Annotated in this window: 19 protein-coding genes and 1 pseudogene; 4 read left to right on the forward strand and 16 right to left on the reverse strand. The window is 60.9% G+C overall.

Annotation, left to right across the window (positions count from 1 at the left end):
• Positions 1–436: 436 nt before the first annotated feature.
• The 12 genes from ACZCED_RS22290 to ACZCED_RS22345 form a co-directional block, all read right to left on the reverse strand.
• Positions 437–1,246 carry a mechanosensitive ion channel family protein gene (locus tag ACZCED_RS22290; RefSeq protein WP_464861759.1) on the reverse strand — a complete coding sequence of 270 codons (810 nt, stop codon included), beginning with the start codon at positions 1,244–1,246 and terminating at the stop codon, positions 437–439.
• Positions 1,247–1,255: 9 nt separating this feature from the next.
• On the reverse strand, positions 1,256–2,479 hold the full coding sequence (locus ACZCED_RS22295; protein ID WP_464861760.1) for a hypothetical protein: 1,224 nt from the start codon (positions 2,477–2,479) through the stop codon (positions 1,256–1,258).
• Positions 2,480–2,815: 336 nt separating this feature from the next.
• A complete protein-coding gene (locus tag ACZCED_RS22300) occupies positions 2,816–3,907 on the reverse strand; it encodes a hypothetical protein (RefSeq protein WP_464861761.1) in 1,092 nt (363 codons plus the stop codon).
• 4 nt (positions 3,908–3,911) lie between these two features.
• Entirely contained in the window at positions 3,912–4,331 is a 420-nt protein-coding gene (locus tag ACZCED_RS22305) for a hypothetical protein (protein WP_464861762.1), read from the reverse strand.
• 182 nt (positions 4,332–4,513) lie between these two features.
• Positions 4,514–5,326, reverse strand: coding sequence for a hypothetical protein (locus tag ACZCED_RS22310; RefSeq protein ID WP_464861763.1), 813 nt, complete (start codon positions 5,324–5,326; stop codon positions 4,514–4,516).
• Between the two features lie 11 nt (positions 5,327–5,337).
• A complete protein-coding gene (locus tag ACZCED_RS22315) occupies positions 5,338–6,627 on the reverse strand; it encodes a TRAP transporter large permease (protein ID WP_462971071.1) in 1,290 nt (429 codons plus the stop codon).
• Positions 6,627–7,109, reverse strand: a complete 483-nt coding sequence (locus tag ACZCED_RS22320) for a TRAP transporter small permease (protein WP_462971072.1) — start codon at positions 7,107–7,109, stop codon at positions 6,627–6,629. The genes ACZCED_RS22315 and ACZCED_RS22320 overlap by 1 nt, the downstream gene beginning before the upstream one ends.
• Positions 7,110–7,306: 197 nt before the next feature.
• The gene (locus tag ACZCED_RS22325; RefSeq protein ID WP_462971073.1) at positions 7,307–8,389 is read right to left on the reverse strand and encodes a DctP family TRAP transporter solute-binding subunit; all 1,083 of its coding nucleotides are present in this window, start codon (positions 8,387–8,389) and stop codon (positions 7,307–7,309) included.
• A gap of 205 nt (positions 8,390–8,594) precedes the next feature.
• Positions 8,595–9,767, reverse strand: coding sequence for a hypothetical protein (locus ACZCED_RS22330; RefSeq protein WP_462971074.1), 1,173 nt, complete (start codon positions 9,765–9,767; stop codon positions 8,595–8,597).
• A gap of 148 nt (positions 9,768–9,915) precedes the next feature.
• Complete coding sequence (locus tag ACZCED_RS22335; protein ID WP_462971075.1) at positions 9,916–10,284, reverse strand: hypothetical protein; 369 nt, start codon at positions 10,282–10,284, stop codon at positions 9,916–9,918.
• Between the two features lie 91 nt (positions 10,285–10,375).
• Positions 10,376–11,587 (reverse strand): anion transporter, encoded by a 1,212-nt coding sequence (locus ACZCED_RS22340; RefSeq protein WP_462971076.1) that lies wholly within the window; start codon positions 11,585–11,587, stop codon positions 10,376–10,378.
• Positions 11,588–11,757: 170 nt separating this feature from the next.
• Positions 11,758–12,414 carry a GntR family transcriptional regulator gene (locus ACZCED_RS22345; RefSeq protein WP_464861764.1) on the reverse strand — a complete coding sequence of 219 codons (657 nt, stop codon included), beginning with the start codon at positions 12,412–12,414 and terminating at the stop codon, positions 11,758–11,760.
• A 176-nt stretch (positions 12,415–12,590) separates the two neighbouring features.
• Between ACZCED_RS22345 and ACZCED_RS22350 the strand changes: the two genes are divergently transcribed.
• Positions 12,591–13,154 carry a cysteine hydrolase family protein gene (locus ACZCED_RS22350; RefSeq protein ID WP_464861765.1) on the forward strand — a complete coding sequence of 188 codons (564 nt, stop codon included), beginning with the start codon at positions 12,591–12,593 and terminating at the stop codon, positions 13,152–13,154.
• Positions 13,151–14,479, forward strand: coding sequence for a nicotinate phosphoribosyltransferase (locus ACZCED_RS22355; RefSeq protein ID WP_464861766.1), 1,329 nt, complete (start codon positions 13,151–13,153; stop codon positions 14,477–14,479). Before ACZCED_RS22350 ends, ACZCED_RS22355 begins: the two co-directional genes overlap by 4 nt.
• 128 nt (positions 14,480–14,607) lie before the next feature.
• Here ACZCED_RS22355 and amrB read toward each other — a convergent pair whose 3' ends face one another.
• A complete protein-coding gene (amrB, locus tag ACZCED_RS22360) occupies positions 14,608–15,459 on the reverse strand; it encodes an AmmeMemoRadiSam system protein B (protein WP_462971080.1) in 852 nt (283 codons plus the stop codon).
• 229 nt (positions 15,460–15,688) lie between these two features.
• On the opposite strand from amrB, the gene nifU reads away from it, so the two are divergent.
• Both nifU and nifS read left to right on the forward strand, forming a co-directional pair.
• Positions 15,689–16,513, forward strand: coding sequence for a Fe-S cluster assembly protein NifU (gene nifU / locus ACZCED_RS22365; RefSeq protein ID WP_462971081.1), 825 nt, complete (start codon positions 15,689–15,691; stop codon positions 16,511–16,513).
• Between the two features lie 3 nt (positions 16,514–16,516).
• Positions 16,517–17,686 (forward strand): cysteine desulfurase NifS, encoded by a 1,170-nt coding sequence (nifS, locus tag ACZCED_RS22370; protein ID WP_464861767.1) that lies wholly within the window; start codon positions 16,517–16,519, stop codon positions 17,684–17,686.
• 138 nt (positions 17,687–17,824) lie between these two features.
• Here the strand turns inward: nifS and hypB are convergent, their stop codons facing one another.
• The 3 genes and pseudogenes from hypB to ACZCED_RS22385 form a co-directional block, all read right to left on the reverse strand.
• Positions 17,825–18,610, reverse strand: coding sequence for a hydrogenase nickel incorporation protein HypB (hypB, locus tag ACZCED_RS22375; RefSeq protein ID WP_464861768.1), 786 nt, complete (start codon positions 18,608–18,610; stop codon positions 17,825–17,827).
• A gap of 2 nt (positions 18,611–18,612) precedes the next feature.
• Positions 18,613–18,969: a hydrogenase maturation nickel metallochaperone HypA gene (gene hypA / locus ACZCED_RS22380; RefSeq protein WP_464861769.1), complete on the reverse strand. Its 357-nt coding sequence runs from the start codon at positions 18,967–18,969 to the stop codon at positions 18,613–18,615.
• A gap of 100 nt (positions 18,970–19,069) precedes the next feature.
• Positions 19,070–19,613: pseudogene (locus ACZCED_RS22385) on the reverse strand (succinate--CoA ligase subunit alpha); the annotation flags it as partial.

Raw genomic sequence — 19,613 nt, forward strand, 5'->3', positions numbered from 1 at the left:
AAGCACAACAGTGGCAATACGTGGAAAATCAGGCCAAAAATTTTCCACTTTTTGTTTTCAGGATATGCTAATAATCTGGTTGCGCCTTCTTGTCATTGCAGTTCCCATCCTGAACACCGAATTTAACAATAATCGGATAGTGAATTCGGTCTTTTCCCCACACTGCCTGAAGGGGACACCCCTGGCGCGGTTATTACCCAAAATGACAAAAGCGAATCTGAATTAGCAGGAACGGTATGGTTGGATCTTTATACGGGAAAACAGCCTAATCGATTTTCCGGTCGGATTCAAGGGCGGAAATGTCGCGCCGGGCCAATGCCGCATCCGGCGCAGGTTATGCGCAAACCGTTGCGCCTGCGAGTCTTTTTCCCATACGCCGCTGTTCTTCGCAGACCGCCACCGAGCAACACCGCGCTGCCTGCGGCGGGATCGGTTGTCACGAGGCCTGCGAGACAGCGGGCATGGCGGCGAACTCCACACCCATTCCCATCAGGGCGGCTTTGCCGCGAACGGTCAGGTCGGTGATAAAATGAAACTGCTGGCGCGGATCGATCGGGTAGGCCTTGAGGCGATAGTGCGTTCCCCATGGCTTTTCCATGACGATGACGTTGATCGGCTTGTCGATCTGCAGAAACGCGCTGGTCAGGGCCACGTCGTAGAGCGTGTGCTTGACCTGCGCGGCGTCGTGGCGGGGATGGAGGTAGAAGTCGGCGACGCACAACAGGTTCTGCCCGCCGTCGTTGGCGTTGAAGATCAGCTGGTCCCACAGCTTCAGGTGGGGGATGACCACCACGGTGTCGTCGGGGGTGACGATCTCGGCGCTGCGCATGTCGATGGATTTGACTTCGCCGTAGGCCCCGTTGACCTCGATCCAGTCGCCGGGGCGGTAGGGCGCCTCGTAAAGGGTCACCACGCCGGCGATCAGGCTGCTGACGTAATCCTTGAAGGCGAACCCCAGGGCCAGCCCCATGGCGCCCAGCGAAACCATCAGGTTCTCGATGGTCGGTTCGATCACGCGGGTGACCGTCAGCACCAGGGCGCCGACGATAATCAACAGCCGCAGCACCGGCACCGAGGCCAACAGGTAGAAACGGAACCGGCCGGACACCCGGTTGGCCAGCAGCGGCAACAAGCGCGTGCTCAAGACGATCAACAGCCAGGCCCCGATCACGATCAAACCGATCTGCACGAGATGGGCCTGGCTCAAGGTGCGAAATATGGCGGATACATCACCCGGGCCGTTCATACATATCCCCTAAAAGTGATCGATCAGGTAGTCGCCGGCCTGGAGGAAATGGCGCACCGCCGGATAGCCTTGCGGCGTGACCTTCCAGACCGTTTCATCCAGGGCTGCCAGCCCGCTCTCTTCCAGGTGGATCAGCGTTCCCATGATCTGGCCGGACGACAGGGGCAGCAGCCGCTCCATCAGTTCAATGGCCAACCCGTTGTGCAGCAGCAGGGCGTGCAGGACAAACGCCTCGTCACGCCCGGCACCGGATGGAAGGCAGGGGTGGGCAATCTCGCGCCAGGGCGTAACCCAGACGGTCTGGTTCGCGATTCTGCAAGCAACGTCATCGCCCTTCTCAGCCGGTTTTTCATCCGGTTCGGATTGCAGGTTGGCGCGCCAGATCGCATGGGCAATCCCGCATATACCCCGGCTGTGGGCTGCCAGGAGCTGCAGGAAGTTGCTGGTTTCACCGGCGGTTTCTTCGGCATCCGGCGGCGGCAGAACGTCGCGGCCGTTGTCCGATTGAATAAAGCGCAGCGGCCTGTCGCCGGATGCATCGGCCAGCTGCCGGAAGTGCCGCGCCAGGCGGGTTTCGTCGAAAGCCTGGAGGGTCACGGTAACGGGCACCCGCCCGCGCCAGACATGACGCAAAAGGGCCCAGGCCCAGCTGTCGCAGCCGATGATGCCGCGCCCCAGGTCGCCGGCGTAAGCCTTCGCCAGGAATCGGCGCACCAGGGTCAATCCGTTTGGGTGACGCAGGTAGGCGCGCTCTAAACGGGGAAACACCCAGGGGGTGGCCTCGGTGATCTGTTTGGACAGCCAGGTGTCGTCGCCGGCCAGGATCTGCGTTGCCGTGGGCGGGGATACAACCGGCCACGGCTGCCGCTGAGCCCAGGCCGTGAGCGTTTCGACATGACCGTTGTGCGGCGGCCCGACCATGACGACCACGGGCGAAACCGGCTTTTCCTGCGCCAGCCAGTCCTTCAGTTCGATGTCCAGCGCCTCGGCCGGCTCGTGCCATTCCAGATCGGGTGCAATGCAGTCGAGCTGCCAGTCGGGCAGCGCCTGAATGTTCTCGGTGCCTTCCAAAGGCGGTTCCTGCTCCTTTTCGCCGCCTCCAATGAGGCGCCGGAAAAAGGTGAGCCGTTCTCTTACGCTCTGCGCCACGGGCGGGGCAGGGGGCTTGTACTCGGCAACGGGAACATAGTCCCAGAGCAGCGGCGCTTGTTTTTCGTTTTCAGACGTGGGCATCGTCATCGGCTCCGCATCATCGGTTCGGTGGTCGTTACCGTTGGTGGCGCTTTTACGGATTTCACGGGTTGATCAGGGCAGTGATCGTCGGCAAGGGAGCTTACGGGTAAATCGACTGTAATTGAATCCGATGATCGTTTCAAGTCAAGAAATACCGCGCGATGGTCCAAACGGGCCTCGTTCAGGCTGTGTTTCGCATCCGGCATGTCGACCCAGTATGCTGCCGGGACAACCGGCCGCCAGTAACGCCGGCCCGGTTCGAAGGTAGAAAGGCTGAGACCACTTCATGGGGGATGTTAAAGCGACTGCGCTCGCAACGCAGTGGATGCGGCGTTTTCAGTCGGCGTTGTTGTGCGAGCCGGTCATGGCGGCAATGAAACACCCCCCGCCGCCTCCGCCACCGGCAGATGGCGCATGGGTCGCCGAACCAGCAGTTGCCGCCGGCGCCGGGGGGGACCCGGACCATCCGATATCCTGCAGCAATGCCGCGGCCAGCCGCACGTCGTGGGTCGCACCCGTCAACGACGGCTTCATCACCACGTCGGGACTCACCGAGGTGCTGAAGTGAGAAACCGAGGATCCGGGATTCTGAGGGGCGGGGGCGTGCATCTCCACGTGGCCGCTCGGGTGGCGGCCTGAAGTCAATTCACCGCTTCGAACAACGACATCCGGGCCAACCCAATGGAGGTTGCCCGTCTTGACGCTCGCAGCAACACGAGCGGCATCCGTCATCCCGGAAAAAAGCTCAACGGCCATGTGATCCTCCAGCCATAGCGTGAAAATGTCGTCAAAGTTATTGAGCTTGGCACCGCTGCCCAGGTCCACGAAGGACTGGAAGCCAAGACCGTGACCCAGTTCGTGCAGGACCACGCTGACAAAGTCGACGGTGCCGGCAGGCGGGTTCGCATCCAGGCCGTAATACCAGACCCGTGGAAAGGCGCAGGACGCATCGTCGATGGCGCTGTTGAAAAAGGCGTCGATGTCATCGCTGTATGGCGCCAGGTCGGTACCCGCCAGTGCGTTGGCCAGGGCGGCGGGATACCATGTGTTGACCACCGGCGCGCCGGTGAAGTCACGGTGTGCCGTATTCGTTCCGCCTTCGCCGAGACTGGCGGACGTGGCGTCGCAGGACAGCGAACGGAATGCTGCGCCGACGACGATCGCCTGGCTGCTGTCGAGCAGGTCGGCCCACTTGTCTGCGGCATACTCGAAGGCGATGAACCGCTGATCCCCAAGGGTTGCGCCGGCATTCCCGCCGGCGGCCGAGGCCGGGTCGGCTGCGCCTGGGTCGTTGAATCCCTTGCCCGGTGCGTCAAGAACGTTGATGACGATGCTTGCCTGGGCATGGGCGTAGCCGGGGGCACCAAGGAGGGCGGCTGCTGCGGCAGCCACCACAATCGAAACCATCGTTCTTATGGGCGTCGACATGCTGTTACTCCATTCTGCCACCGGCCGGGTGTCGGATTGTGGTTTTGCCGTTTCTCTCGACGGTTGCCCGGATCGGGTTTTTTAACCGGCCCTTCAGATCGATCATCACCCCCCCGCCCGACACGGGGCTTGATTCTTCTTCAATCGGTTCTGCCGAGGTGCCCAAGGTAAACGGTTGGATGGACTCGCTGGCGGCAGGCGTTTCGTGCTTGGGTGGGTTGACGAATTCACCGGTTTCGGGATCGACGTACGCCCGCTGGGCCATGGTTGCGCCGGGTGGGGCAGGGCCCGTTTGCGACTGCTGGCGGGCAGCTGTGGCGCTGACCCGGGTCAGGCCGGCATCCTCGATGGCGGAAGGCGGGCGTTCGGTTGTGCAGTGGGTGCAAAAAACCAATACAAGTAAAAACAAGGTAGACCGTTTCATCATGGCCCTCCTTTTCCGGAGCCCGGACATGCGTTCCAGGTGTGGAATGAAAACGAGCGGCCTTTAGAACATAATACACGAAATTTGAAAATCACGGCCTCATCGTTGTGTTTCAGGAATGGCTGTATCGGGGAGAGCCGTTTTGCGGTCTGATCGGGAGATTGCGGCGGCGGGTTTCCTTCTCACCTGCCCGCGACGGTTCCTCTCATGCCATACTCTATCAGGACCAGATAAAGGGTTGCCGCGAGATAGCCGATAACGGTTCCCCAGGCGACTCCCAGTTCCGGATAGGAAGCGGCAATGATCATGGCATAGACCAGCAGCGATCCCAGGCCGCGGGGAATGTTCTTGATAATCGTCCGGACGTGTTCCGGCTGGTAGGTGAAATGGATGATGACCAGCAGGGGCAGCATGGTGATGGGGAAGGCTGAAAAAAGACCGGCCCAGCGCGGGCCGACCGCGCCGGCCACCGTCGTGATGGTTAAAATGACCAGCGCGGCAAACACGGCGCGCAAGAAGGCCACGGCGTAACCCAGCCGGATTTTCTCCCGGATCGTCACGTCTGGAATGTGGCGAAAGCACCTGGCGGCCAGGGCCGTGCCCGCGACGGCGATCAACGGGGCGCTGACCCAGTTGACCGGCATGAACGACAGCACCCAGGCCGTTAACCCGTAGGCCGCGATGCCTGCAAAAATGGACATGGCCAGCGACGCCGGCCGGCGTCGGTTTCCCGCCAGCCTGATTCCCAGCAGATATCCCGCAGCAAAGGCCACCGTGGCTGTCAACCCTGCGGCGGTGAACAGCGCGCTGCGGGCGGCGAATGCGGTCCCGTTTTCCAGGCCGATGAAACAGAGGCTGATGGCGGCGCCCAGCGGATATCCGGACGCAATGCCGGCGATTCGCGGGCCGGCCCACTCGGCGATCAGGCTGAGCAGGACCACCACCAGGATCGAAACCAAAACCTTGACAGCGGTGAACAGGGTGAGACCGATCATGCGCGATACACTCAGGGTGAATAGAGGCCGGCCTTGATCGGCAGGTACAGGGACAGGATCGGCAGCAGGGAGAGGATGATCAGCACGACCACATCCATGAGAACATAGGGGATGGCCTCCCTGGCCACGCTGTCCACGTCACTGTTGATCAGGTTGGCTGCGGTAAACAGATTCACGCCTACCGGCGGCGTGGCCTGGCCCACCGCCAGGGCTGAAATGAAAATCACCCCGTACCAGACCGGATCGATGCCGAAGGCCTTGAGCACCGGGATGAGAATGGGCATCAGCAGGTAGGAGATGCTGATGGCGTCCAGCACCATGCCCAGAGCCAGCAGGAGAAGGTCGATCAGGATGATCATCACGATGGCATTGGGGGCGATGCTGACGATCAGTTCCGCGGCCCTGTCGATCACCCCGATAACCGAGGCGGTCCAGGTGAAAATGCCGGCGAAGACAACGATGAACATGATCACCGAACTGGTGACCGCCGCATCCACCAGCATGTCGATCATATCGCGCCAGTGGATGGACCGGTAAATGAAAACAGCCACGAACAGGCTGTAGAAAACGGCCACCACGGCCGCTTCCGTGGGCGTGAAGATGCCCGAATAAATGCCACCGAGAATAACCACCGGCGCCAGCAGCGCCCAGACGGATTTCCGGAAGGCCTGCCAGATCTCGGCGCCGCTGCCCCGTTGGGCCAGTCCCCGGTAGCCGCGCCTTCTGGAAACCAGGTAGGCCACCAGGACCGTTCCGGCGCCGGTGATCAGCCCGGGGATGATGCCGGCCACGAATAGGGCGCTGACGGAGACGCTGGTAATGTTGCCGTAGATGATGAAGGCGATGCTGGGGGGCAGGATGATCGACAGGTCGGAGGCATTGGCGATGGTCGCCCCGGCGAAGCTCTTGTCGTAGCCGTGTTTGATCATGGGGGCCAGCAGGATCATGCCCACGGCGGCGGTGGTCGCCGGTCCGGAGCCGGACAGCGACCCCCAGAAGATGCAGGTCATGACCGCCACCATGGCCAGGCCGCCGGTGCTCTTGCCCACCAGCAGTTCGAAAAAACGGGCGATGGTCGCCGCCAGTCCGGCGCGGTCGAGGATCACCCCGGCCAGCACGAAAAAGGGGATCGCCAGGAGCGGGAACGAGGCAATCCCGGAAGAGAAATTGACGCCGAGCATTTCGATGCCCAGGTCGAACTGGTAGATGGTCACCACGCCCGCCACCCCCAGGGCGGTGCCGATGGGAACTCCGAGGACCATCAGGACCAGAAAAACCGAACTGATGAGAAGAATTTCCATCAGGAGGCTTTCCCGTCGATAACTGCCAGGCGGGCCAGTGTCCCGCGATAGATGCCCCGGAAGACAAACACCGAGAAAAGCGGCACCCCGGCATAGTAGATCCACACCGGGATGCCCAGGGCCGCGCTGGTGGCGTGAAAAAGGGTCAGTTCATCATAGATGGCCTGAACCATGTAGCCGCAGACCAGAATGAAAAGCCCGGCACCCAGAAGCGCGCTGAAGACCACCAGGCGTTTTCTCATTTTCAGCGGAAACAGGTTGAAAAACGTCACCATGCCCAGCTGCGCGCCCCGCTCAAAGGCGATCCCCGTGCCGACCACCGTCATCCACACGAACAGGTTGATGGTGATCTCCTCGGTGGCGCCGATGGAAAAATTGATAAAATAGCGGCTCAGGACGTTGACGAAGGCAATCATCGCCATGGCCATGAGCAACACCGCTGCAATCCAATAGTCGGCGCGAATGGGCTTAGTGGATCTCAACAAATTCTCCTAAAATGCTGAAAAAAGGCCTTCCGGCCCACTATCCGTGTTGGAATCGCGTTTCAAATCCTAGACATATTTCATGTATGCCTGCGGTTTGAAACGCGATTCCGCCTTGATCGTGAACCGGAATCCTGTTTTTTAGATGGGACCTCGTATCCTTCCAGGAATTGGAAAATTCGGGTCCTGGATGGGAGCTATTTGGCCATATCGGCCCTGGCCTTGTCCACCAGGTCCGTTCCGATCTCTTTGGCCCATTTCTCAAGTACGGGGGCCGTGGCCTCGGCGAAGGCCGACACCTGATCGGCGGAGAGAAAGGTAACGGTCATGCCCTTGGATTCCATGAATTTAACCGGGTCGGGGACCTCCATGGTGTAGTTGAATTCGTTTTTAAGGACGTTGAGAGATTTGTCGCCGTCCAGACCGGCCCGGCAAAGCGCGATCTCAAAGCGGCCCGAGGCTTCGGCAGATTCGAGGATCGCCTTCTGGATGTCGGCGGGAAAGGCCTTCCACTGCTTCTGGTTCCAGTAGATGACCAACGGGTCCACCAGGTAGTTCCACATGGTGGCGTAGCTGTGATACTGGTGGATCTGGACCGGGATCAGCACCCCCACCGGGTTCTCCTGGCCGTCGACCACGCCCTGTTGAAATGCGGTCTGGGCATCCCCCCAGTTCATGTTGACCGGGTCTGCACCGAGCTGGCGAAAGGTGTCCATGAACATCGGGTTGCCGACGACGCGGATTCGCAGGCCCTTGAGATCCTCCGGTTTTTCGATGGCCCGTTTGCTGTTGGTCACCTGCCGGAACCCGTTCTCCGCCCAGGCCAGCGGCTTGAGTCCCACTTTTTCCATGGCCGCAAAAACCGCCTGGCCGGACTGGCCGGCCTTCATCTTGTCCAGGTTCTCGAAGGTGTTGATAAAAAAGGGCAGGTGAAACACATTGGCTTCAGGGATGACCGGTGAAACATTGATGGTCGACTCGTAGGCGCAGTCGATGACACCTTTGGCCACCATCTGGGCGGATTTGAGCTGGGCGCCTTTGAGCAGCGCACTGCCGAAATAGGGCTTGATATTGATCTGGCCGTCGGTTTTTTCCCTGACCAGGTCGGCGAATTTGGTTGCCCCGATGCCCCAGTAAAATGACGGGCCCACGTTGACCTGCAGCTTGTACTCCTTCTTGTAGTCCGCTGCCATTGTGGATGGTGCCACCCACAGGCATAGCACCATGGCTGCCAGCGTTACTACGAACCCATTGAATATGCATCGATTAATCGTCGACATTTCCTCCTCCTTTGGTTTTGGACGCCGAACGGCCGGCTGCATTCCCCTCTTGGATTGCATTGAACCGGCCTCGGCAGATGATCGGGCCTGAAGAGAAAAACGGGATTTCTATACTTAGCAACCGTACCGCACCCGTCAAGACGTTTTTCAGCAGCCTGTTAAAGGAAATGCATGCATATTGAGAAATCGGTTCGCTGGAATGGTTTTACCGGTATCCCGGATCGGAAATAGCGTTGGGGTGATCCGTATTTTGCTGGCCGAACGGATCGCCGATCACCAGCGATCCCGCCGCCAGGCACGCCAGCCCGAAAGGCAGGTAGCCGCCGTATCCCAGAATCGGCATTTCGAACAGGTGAAAGCGCTGCACGAAAGGAATGGTGTAGGTCCAGCGGGCCAGGCTGAAGTAGTTCCACATCTCCCAGAAGAAACCGCAGGCCAGGGCCGCCAGGGCCGGGACCACCAGCGGCCGCCAGTCCCCGTACCTCAACGGGTAGAGCAGGGTCTGCCGGCCGGACAATGCCTGGATGGACAAGAGGATGATCAATGGCGACACCCACAACAGGGCAAAGAGCTGATCGGGAAAGATGCCGATCAGGGCCAGTCCGCCGCTTGCCGTTGCCAGGGCCGCCAGGGGCGTCCACCGGCCGGAAGGCAGATGGATCTGCCGGCAGCGGGCCAGTCCTTGTCCCAGGGCGGGAAAGGTGAGCAGCAGGTCGATCACGCTGAGCACGCCGGGCAGCACCGTGGCAAATGCCAGGCTGGAGTAATACGTATACTCTCCCGGGCCCATGCCTTCGATGCCGGTGTAGTACCAGTTCTGAACGAAGCGGTTGAGGTATTCGAAGAACCACCAGAATCCGGCACTGGCCGGAAAGAGCATCAGGAACCCCAGCGGCCGGCGAAGTATCAGGCAGCTGCCGCTGCGTTTGACGGCAAGGGCGTTGACGCCAAGGATGAAGCCGGCCCAGATGGGCAGGAAGGTGTGGGGCTGAAAGAGCCAGAACCAGGTGAACCGCTGCCAGGCCAGGAGCCAGGAGGCCAGGCACAGGGCCATGCCGGCCCATCCCCACCAGGGAAATCGCCCGGGGTGTGGGTAGACGGATGCACCGGTGACCGTTTTCATCCCGGTCGGACGACCGGACGTCTCGATCGCTCGCCTTTTATGTTGCCGGCCCTGGTGGATGGCCCACAACAGACTGCCGATCAACAGCAGGTCGGCAATGGCAAAAAAGCAGAACCACGGCCATGAAAAACCGGCGTGCGCCACGTAGCGGGTGGTCGGCGGTATTTCCAGGTAAGGTGCGGGATCCCGACCGGCAGCGATGATTCCCAGCAGGGGAAGACCGGCCAGCACCAGGACAAAAAGGGCCCCTCGCAAAACAGCCCCTCCCGTTGGTGAATGCTGATGCATCGGTTGTTCTGCCTGTGTTGACCTAAACGATCGAACCGCGATGGCGAGCGTTTTCCCCGCGGCTTGTCCAAGCGAAGCGCAGACCCCGCCCATCGGGGCCGCGGGGCGGGGTCGATTATTTAATCCAGGAGATCACGACGGTCCCCAATACCAGGGCGATGATGCCCACCAGCCGGTATCCCTGGCCCGAAAGCGTGTCGAGCCAATCTTTGCTGATCTCGAACAGGCCGCCGGGGTTGAAATAGATCAGCACCCCTTTGACGATTCCCAGAACGCCGATCAGCGCGATAAACCCGCTGTGGCTGGTCGACGATGCGGCAAAGAGCAGCAGCAGGCCGAAAACGGCGGGAATCATGGCCAGCATCCTGCGGTCCAGACGGGTCATCAATCCTCTAAAGTAGGCCTTGTAGTCGTCCGTGTACAAAATGGCGATCGCACCGGCCGCAATCCACAGGAACCCCAACAGATAAACAACGATCTTCATCGTCTTGATCTCCTTTCCCCGAAGCGCTTTTCGTTTTTTTGGTTAACTTTTTTTATGTCGATTCTTCTTGTTACCCCGGAACCCGTTCGTGTCAAAGCATACCCCATCCCACCAGAACGATCAATGACATCAGGGTCACCGGCACACCCACCCGTGCATGCTCCCCGAAGGAGATGACGACCCCCATGCGGGACGCCTGTTCGATGACGATCAGATTGGCGATACTGCCCAGTACGAACAGGTTGCCGGCGAAGGTGCTGGACAGCGCCAGCGTGTACCATTGCTGGGGATCGAGCGGGTCCATGAATGGGATCAGCAGCATGACGGCAGGCACGTTGCTGAAAAGGTTGCTGAGCACCACCGTCAGGCCGGTCAGCATGGCGCCGTTGCCCAGATCCATCCCCCAGTCGGCCAGCCGATCCATCACCCGGTTCAGGTCGTGGGCCTGGCCGATGGCGTGGATCACGATGAACAGGGCGCAAAACAGCGTGATCAGGTGCCAGTCCACCAGTCCCAGGATGTCCCGGGTTTTCATCCGGCGGCTGCAGAGCAGGATGCCGGCGATGGCGATGGCCGACACTTCCCTGGGGATGGATGTGAAAAAAAGGGTCACGAGACCCACCACCGCGATGATGCCCTTGGCGCTCTGCCAGGGGTTGAAATCCGGCCAGGCGCCGGCGGCGCCGTCGTCTGGACGGGTCTGTCCGGTCTCCATTCGACCCCGGTAGATCCGGAGCAGGAGCAGGTAGCTGCCCAGCAGGCAGACCAGCGCCGGCGGTGCACACCAGGCGATGAACCGGCCGAAGGCCAACTGGCCGACCTGGCCGATGAGCATGTTCTGGGGGTTGCCGATGATGGTGGCCGCCGAGCCGATGTTGCTGGAGACGGCCAGGCCCAGCAGGAAAGGCATGGGGTTCCTGCCGGAACGGATCAGGGCGGCCGTCAACACCGGCGTGAAAGCAAAGCAGACGATATCGTTGGCCAAAAAGGCCGACAGAACGGCGCTGACCGCCATGAGCACCAGCAGGAAGGCTTTCGGGCGCGCCAGCAATGTCAGGATTCGCGAGGCCGCCCAGGTGTAGAAGCCGCCGAGCCGCAGCTGGGCGCTGATGACCATCAGCGAATAGAGCAAAAGGATCGTGGGCAGGTCGATGGCCTGGACCGCCGAGGGCGTGGAGATCACCCCGAAGCCGACCATGGCGATGGCACCCAGCAGCGCGATACCGACCCGGTCGATCACCAGGCCCGGGACTTTTCCCAGGGCGATGCCAAGGTAGGTGATCAGAAAAATGGTCAGGGACATAGCCATCCGGTGGATAGGTTGAAGGCTGGAGCGTTTAAGGTTTCTACAATCGGAGGTCCAACGCTGAAAAAACGCCTACCGTCTTCAGCGATTTCCTGCAGCAGTGATGTTGCCGTATACCCCGGCCCTTTTTCCAAGGGGGAGGGAAAGCGAATCGCCAACCAGGGACGTCATAATTTAACCTTGCTAGGCACTCCCAGGTACTTGGCGCGGATGCGGTCGAAATGGCGCACCAGGGATTCGCGCCGCACGCGGGCCGTCTCCATGCCGTCCCCGGCTTGCATGCCGGCCAGGGTGGCGTCGATCTCCTCCAGCATTTCCCGGACCTCCTGCTGCCAGTCGCCCTTGTCGAGGGTGACATACCACAGGCGGAAGGTCAGGGTGTAAAGGTGGTCGGATACCGACTGGAGTATCGGATTGCCGGTGGCGTCATGGACCACCCGGCGCAAGCGGCGGTCGATCTCCACGAGGGCATCGGGGTCCTTGCGGTCGGCCAGCACCACGCATGCGCCACGAATGCTGCGGATCGCTTCCAGGTGATCGTCCGTGGCCAGCTCCGCGCAGAGCCGGCCCACCTCCCCTTCGATACCCAGGCGGGTCTGGTACGTGTGCATCATCGTCTGAAATTCGATTTGGGTGACCATGGTGCCCGTGCGGGGGATGACGCGGGCCAGCTGCTCCCACGACAGCCGGTAAAGCACCTCGCGCATGGGGGTGCGGCTGACGCCGAATTCTCCGGCGAGGACATTCTCATTGAGAATCTGCCCCGGTGCGTACTCCAGGAAAAGAATGCGGCGCTTGATTTCCCGGTAGATGTCTGGGTTCATGCCAGTATGCCTTCTTGCCTGCGGATTGATATACCGATGGTGCAGCTTTCCAATGCACCCCTGTAGTACCAGTGACGAGGGGCTTAATCAACATCCGTTGTTCAAAAAGGAGGCAAGGGGGTACATGTTGGTTTGGACATGTTTACAAACGATGGTTCGAGGACTATTTTGGTTCCATGAAATCACGGGCCATTCAGGACCCGGAAAGGCAGCTTGACATGATCAAAGCGGCATTGATCGTCGTTGACATGCTCAACGATTTTATCGACGAAAAAGGCGCCCTTTACTGCGGGCAGGGCGCCCGGGATATCATCCCCCACGTGCGCCTGCGGCTGGAGGCCCACCGGCGGGCGGGCAGCCTGGTGGTTTACCTGCAGGACGCGCACGCCGAGGACGACCGGGAGTTTGAAAAGTTCCCCCCCCACTGTGTCGCCGGCACCTGGGGCAGCCAGGTTATCGATGCGCTTGCCCCCCAGCCCGGCGAACATGTGCTGCCGAAAACCCGCTACAGCGGCTTTTACGGCACCGACCTGGCCACGATTTTGGCTGCGCACGGACCCGAGGAGGTGGAGGTGGTCGGCGTGTGCACCTCCATCTGCGTGATGGACACCGTCGGCGGGCTGGCCAACCGGGACTACCGGACCCTCGTAGCGCGCGACGGCGTGGCCGACTTTGACGCCGAGGCACACCAATTCGCCCTCAAACGCATGGAACGGTTGTACGGAGCGACCATCCAATGAGCTTTCCCGAGTTTCCCGGGCCCCTCTTCACCGACCTTTACGAATTGACCATGGCGGCCGGGTACTTCGACCGGAAAATGGATGACCCGGCCACGTTTTCCCTGTTCGTGCGGCCCCATCCCAGGCGGAGCTATTTCGTGGCTGCCGGGCTTCAGGCGGTGGTGGATGCGCTGACCCGCTTCCAATTCAGCGACGAGGAGATCGACTGGCTGGCGCAGACCGGCCGGTTCAGGCGCGAATTCCTGGCCCACCTGGCCACGCTGAGGTTCACCGGGGACCTCATGGCCATGGCCGAAGGGGAGATCTTCTTCCCCGACGAGCCCGTGATGGAGGTGACGGCGCCCCTGATCCAGGCCCAGATCATCGAGACTTACCTGATCAACACCGTGGGGGTTGCCAGCATGATGGCCACCAAGGCGGCCCGCTGCGTCCATGCGGCTGCCGGCCGCCCCCTCGTCGACTTCTCCCTGCGCCGCACCCAGGGCGGCCACGCGGGTATGGCGGTGGCCCGGTCGTCCTACATCGCCGGTTTTAAGGGCACCAGCAATGTGCTGGCCGGCAAGACCTGGGGAATTCCCGTCTCCGGTACCATGGCCCATTCCTTCGTGACCGCGTTTGAATCGGAAACCGATGCCTTCGAGGCCTACGCCGATCTGTTTCCGGACAGCGCCGTGTTTCTCATCGACACCTATGACACCCTGCAAGGGGCCAGGGCCGCCGCCACGGTGGGCAAACGCATGCGGCAGAAAGGAAGGGCGCTGCAGGGTGTCCGCCTGGACAGCGGGGATATGATCGCCCTGAGCCGGCAGGTGCGCCGGATACTGGACGAGGCGGGGCTGCCGGATGTCAAGATCGTTGCCAGCAGCGGCTTTGACGAGTATGCCCTGGAGCGCCTGATCACCGGCGGTGCCCGCATCGATGCCTTTGGCGTGGGAACGCGCATGGGCGTGTCCGCCGACGCGCCTTATCTGGATATGGTTTACAAGATGGTGCGGCTGGGCGTTCGGGATGTGCGCAAGATCAGCGAAGGCAAAATCACCCTGGCCGGTGAAAAACAGGTGTTTCGCGATGTCGCTGCCGACGGCCGATATGCAGGCGACGTCATCGGCGTGAGGGGGGAAACCGTAAGTGGCGCCGCCGCCCTATTGAAGCCGGCCATGGAAAACGGCCGGCCCGTGGGGCCGAGGCCGACGCTGGAAGCCATTCGGTCAGGTTTCGCCAAAAACTTCGAACGACTGGATCAGCGCCACAAACGTCTCGATGATGCACAAGCGTATCCGGTAAAAATCAGTAAGCGGCTGGGAGAGTTACAGAACAAGTGTTAAGCGAAGGATCGTATCGATTCAGTTGGAATACAATTGCTTAACACTCAACCACGTAAAGCTTGAAACGGTTCCCCAGCCCGACCCCGTTCTCCACGTTTCTATTTCAAACCCAGCGCTTCCCATCCGACTTAAAAGAGGATTCCCACATACCCCACAAAACTGTCTCCCGGACTCTTGTCGTAGCTGGTGGCGTAGGCCAGCTCAACGGCTTTTTCGGCGCCCATGGCCTTGCCGACAGCGATGGCGGCGGCGGCCGCCCCGCAGCAGCAGGCATTGTCGTTGCTCAGGCCTTCGCGGATGACGGCTTCCGGGTCCATGCGAATCATGGCATCGATTACGCGCCGATCGTTTTCGTCACGCACCCAGTCCACGGCTTTTTGACCGGCGCCCTTAGAGGTGAAGCCGTAGTTGGGACCGTAGTGGGTCAGATCCGTAGAGCCGATGACAACCATGCTCAAACCCAGTTCCCGGGCCGCCTCCACCACCGACCGGGCAAGCGCCAGGGTTTCGGCCGCCGGCGGCACCCCCATGGCCACGACCCGGGCATCCTTGAAAAAGTAACGGATAAAGGGCATCTGAAGTTCGATGGTGTTGTCCTGCTGGAAGCGGGTGGCGGTTTCCACTTGAAAGGTATGCCGGCGGGTCAATTCACCGGCCAGGGCCGTGTCCACGGCGATGGATCCAAAAGGGGTGTCCCATTCGCCGTCGGGCATGATGGTGCGCGGCGAGCGGCTGTGCAGGTGCATGCCGAACACGACGACCACATCGGGTGAGGCGGACCTGGCCAGCCGGTGGATCACGTTACAGGCGATGCTGCCGGAGAAGAACCAGCCGGCGTGGGGCACGATGCCCCCTATGGGGTTGGCCAGTGGGACGGGCGGGTTGCCGCCTTCTTCAAGAAACTGCTGGATCTGCGCTTCACAGGCCTTTCGGTCCGCCGGGTACCAGCTTCCGGAAAAAACGGATTTCCTCAGATTCATGGCAGTGCCTCCTTTTTGCCTTGACCCTTAAAAGATCCTGTTTAAAATGGACTTTTGGCTTTTCGGCGTATGCAAATTCTGTCATAGAAAAACGATTAGGTCACGGCTTTTTTTTTGCAGGATCGTGCTTATCGTATAGCCTGCAATGCAAACAGGCTGGGTCCAACGCTGCCGGTAACCATGCAAGCGAAAAGAGTTGTCAGTACCCCATTTTAACCTGGAGGATGCCATGTGGGATTATACGGAAAAAACCAAGGACCATTTTCTCAACCCGCGGAATGTCGGGTTCATCGACGATTTCGACGGAATCGGGGAGGTGGGTTCCCTGGCCTGCGGTGACGCGCTCAAACTAACCTTCAAGCTGGACGAAAGCAAGCGGATTGCCGACGCCAAGTTCCAGACCTTCGGCTGTGCCAGCGCCATCGCCTCCTCGTCGGCCCTGACTGAGATGATCAAGGGCATGAGCCTGGATGAGGCCGCCAAGGTCACCAACGAGGACATCGCCGATTATCTGGGTGGACTGCCCAAAGAGAAGATGCACTGCTCGGTCATGGGGCGGGACGCCATGGAAAAGGCCATCGCCTACTATCGCGGAGAAGCCGAGAAAAAGATCGAGGGCGAGATCGTCTGCGAGTGCTTCGGCGTGTCCGATGTACAGATCGAGCGGGCCGTGAAGGAAAACGGTCTGACCTCCATCGAGGATGTCACCGATTACGTGAAGGCCGGCGGCGGCTGCGGCAACTGCCACGACAAGATCCAGTTCATCATCGACAGGGTTCTGGGCAACGCCCCGCGGGCCGCCAAAAAGCCCGAAGCGTTGACCAACATCCAGAAAATCAAGATGATCGACGCCACCCTGGAGCGGGAAATCAAGCCGGCCCTGAACCAGGACGGCGGGGATATCGAACTGGTGGATGTGGACGGCAATCGGGTGATGGTCAAGCTGCGGGGTACCTGCGCGTCGTGCAGCAAATCCCAGATTACCCTGAAACATTACGTGGAGACCAAACTCAAGGAACTGGTTTCCCAGGATCTGGTCGTCGAGGAGGTGTAGCGCATGAAACCCATCTACATGGACAACAACGCCACCACCCGCGTCGCCCCTGAGGTGGTGGAAGCGATGCTGCCCTATTTTTCCGACCTCTACGGCAACCCCTCCAGCATGCACGCATTCGGCGGCAACGTGGGGGCCAAGCTCAAGGCCGCCCGCCAGCAGGTCGCTGCCCTGCTGGGCGCGCAGCCCGATGAAGTCCTGTTTACCAGCTGCGGAACCGAGAGCGACAGCACCGCCATCCACGCCGCTATCCGGGCCCATCCGGAAAAGCGGCACATCATCACCACCCGCGTGGAGCACCCGGCGGTGAAAAACCTGGGCGAACACCTGGCCAAAAACGGGTATCGGGTCACCTTCGTGCCCGTCGACCGGCAGGGGCGCCTGGACTTGGATTATCTTTACAAGAACCTCTCCGACGACACGGCCATCGTCAGCGTCATGTGGGCCAACAACGAGACCGGGACTATTTTTCCGGTCGAGGAGATCGCCGCAAAGGTGCGCGAGCGGGGCATCGTCTTTCACACCGATGCGGTCCAGGCCGTTGGCAAGATACCCATCAACATGGCCGACTCCGCCATCGACATGCTGTCGCTTTCCGGGCACAAGCTGCACGCGCCCAAGGGCATCGGGGTGCTTTATATCCGCAAGGGCACCAAGTTCGCCCCCTTTCTCATGGGCGGACATCAGGAAGGCGGACGCCGGGCCGGCACCGAGAATACCGCGTCCATCATCGGCATGGGCCGGGCCGCCCAGCTGGCCATGGACAGCATGCAGGACGAAAACACCCGGGTGCGGGCGTTGCGCGACAAGCTGGAGACCGAATTGCTCAAGCGCGTGCCGGCCAGCATGGTCAACGGCGACCCGGAAAACCGCCTGCCCAACACCACCAGCATCGCCTTCGAGTTCATCGAGGGGGAAGGCATCCTGCTGCTGATGGACCAATACGGGATCTGCGCCTCATCCGGTTCGGCCTGCACCTCCGGTTCCCTGGAGCCGTCCCACGTGCTGCGGGCCATGGGCGTGCCCTTCACCGCGGCCCACGGCTCCATCCGCTACAGCCTGAGCATCTACAACACCGAGGAAGAAATCGACTTTGTCATCGACAAGATGCCACCCATTATCGAACGCCTGCGTCGGATGTCGCCCTTCTGGAAGGAAGGCCGGATTGCATAGATAATGCCTCCTGACGGCTTGACCGGCCGTTGAAAACGAAGCGCGGTGTTTCCGGTTGAACCGGAAAACACCGCGCTTTTTGTTTTTCAGCCTGCCGCAGCGGGTAGTGCGGTTTCGTTTTTTTCTGCGAAAAACCGTTTAACCCATTTTTGCCTGCACCTGCGACTTCAGCCACCCGATCCAGGCGTCAAAGCCTGCTTCGGTCTTGGCCGAGATCTCGAACACCGGCATGCCCGGATGGATCTGGTTGATGGATGTGCGGGCCAGGTCCATGTCGAAATCCAGGTAGGGCAGCAGGTCGATCTTGTTGAGCAGGGTGGCGTCGCACTCGCGGAACATCAGCGGGTACTTGGCCGGCTTGTCCTCGCCTTCGGTGACCGACAGCACGACCACGCGCTTGTCTTCGCCGATGTCGAACTCGGCCGGGCAGACCAGGTTGCCGATGTTCTCCACGATGAGCAGGTCGATGGCGTCCAGGTCCAGGTCGGCCACGGCCCTTTCCACCACATGGGCCGCCAGGTGGCAGTCGCCGCCGAAGGCGTCGGTGTTGATCTGGGTTACCGGTGCGCCGGACTGGGCCAGGCGGTCGGCATCGTGGGTGGTGCAGATGTCGCCCACGATCACTGCGCAGCGCAGGTCCGACATGATGCGGGCCAGGGTTTTCTGCAGGGTCGTGGTCTTGCCCGAGCCCGGTGAACTCATCATGTTGAGCACGAAGACGTTGTTCTCGGCAAAAACGGTGCGCATGCGGTCGGCCATGATGTCGTTGGCGTCCAGCACCCGACGGACCACCTTGATTTCGCGGGTTCCCGATTTACGGGACTCCACGTCGTGGCCATGATCATGGTGGTGATGGTCGTGGGGCGCGTGCGTTTTATGGTCGTGGTGATAGCGTCTGGTCGTGCGATTGGCGATGAACCACATGGTTATTCCTCGTTGTCTTCGATTTCGATGGACTTGATGTCCAGTTCGCGGCCGGAAAGGATGTCGATGGCCCCGCTCTGGCAGGCCTTGCAGGTAAACACCGGCTCGGTGATCGTCCATTCGGCCCGGCAATCCTTGCAGCGGGCCACCACGGGCACCTCTTCGATGGCCAGTTCGGCGCCTTCCAGCGGCGTGTCCTTGACCACCAGGTCGAAGCAGAACCGCAGGCTGTCCGCCACGATGGCCGACAGCCTGCCCACCTGGAGGTTGACCCGCTGGACTTTGGCCCCTGTCATATCCGCCGGGATGGAAGCCTTGGCAATGTCCACGATCTCCATGGCGATGCCCATTTCGTGCATGGTTTTCTCCGAGGACCGAGGACGGAAGTCCGGTGCCTGAAGTCAGCGGTCGGATGACCGATTTCGGACCATAGGCCTCCGTCCTCCGACTTCCGTCTTTTTATTTGAATGTTTCGGCGCAGACATCACCCAGATAGGCCAGGTTCTCGCACACATGGATCCCATTGGCCTTCATGGCGGCCACCTTGCTCTGGCCGGTGCCGCTGCTGCCGCTGATGATGGCGCCGGCATGGCCCATGCGCCGTCCTGGCGGCGCCGTCAGGCCGGCGATGAAACCGACCACCGGTTTGGTGACGTTGGCCTTGATATAGTCGGCCGCTTTTTCTTCGGCGTCGCCGCCGATTTCGCCGATCATGACGATGCCTTCGGTGGCGTCGTCGGCCTGGAAACGCTCCAGGCAGTCGATGAAGTTGGTCCCGTTGACCGGGTCGCCGCCGATGCCGATGCAGGTGGTCTGGCCCAGGCCGGTGGTGGTCAGGGCGTGGACGGCTTCATAGGTCAGCGTGCCGGAGCGCGAGACCACGCCCACGTTGCCGGGGATAGCGATATTGCCGGGGATGATGCCGACCTTGGCCTCGCCGGGGGTCAGCAGACCGGGGCAGTTCGGCCCTACCACTCTCACTTTCTTCTGATCGAGATTGTTG

It is taken from the genome of Desulfosarcina sp., from assembly GCF_055467485.1.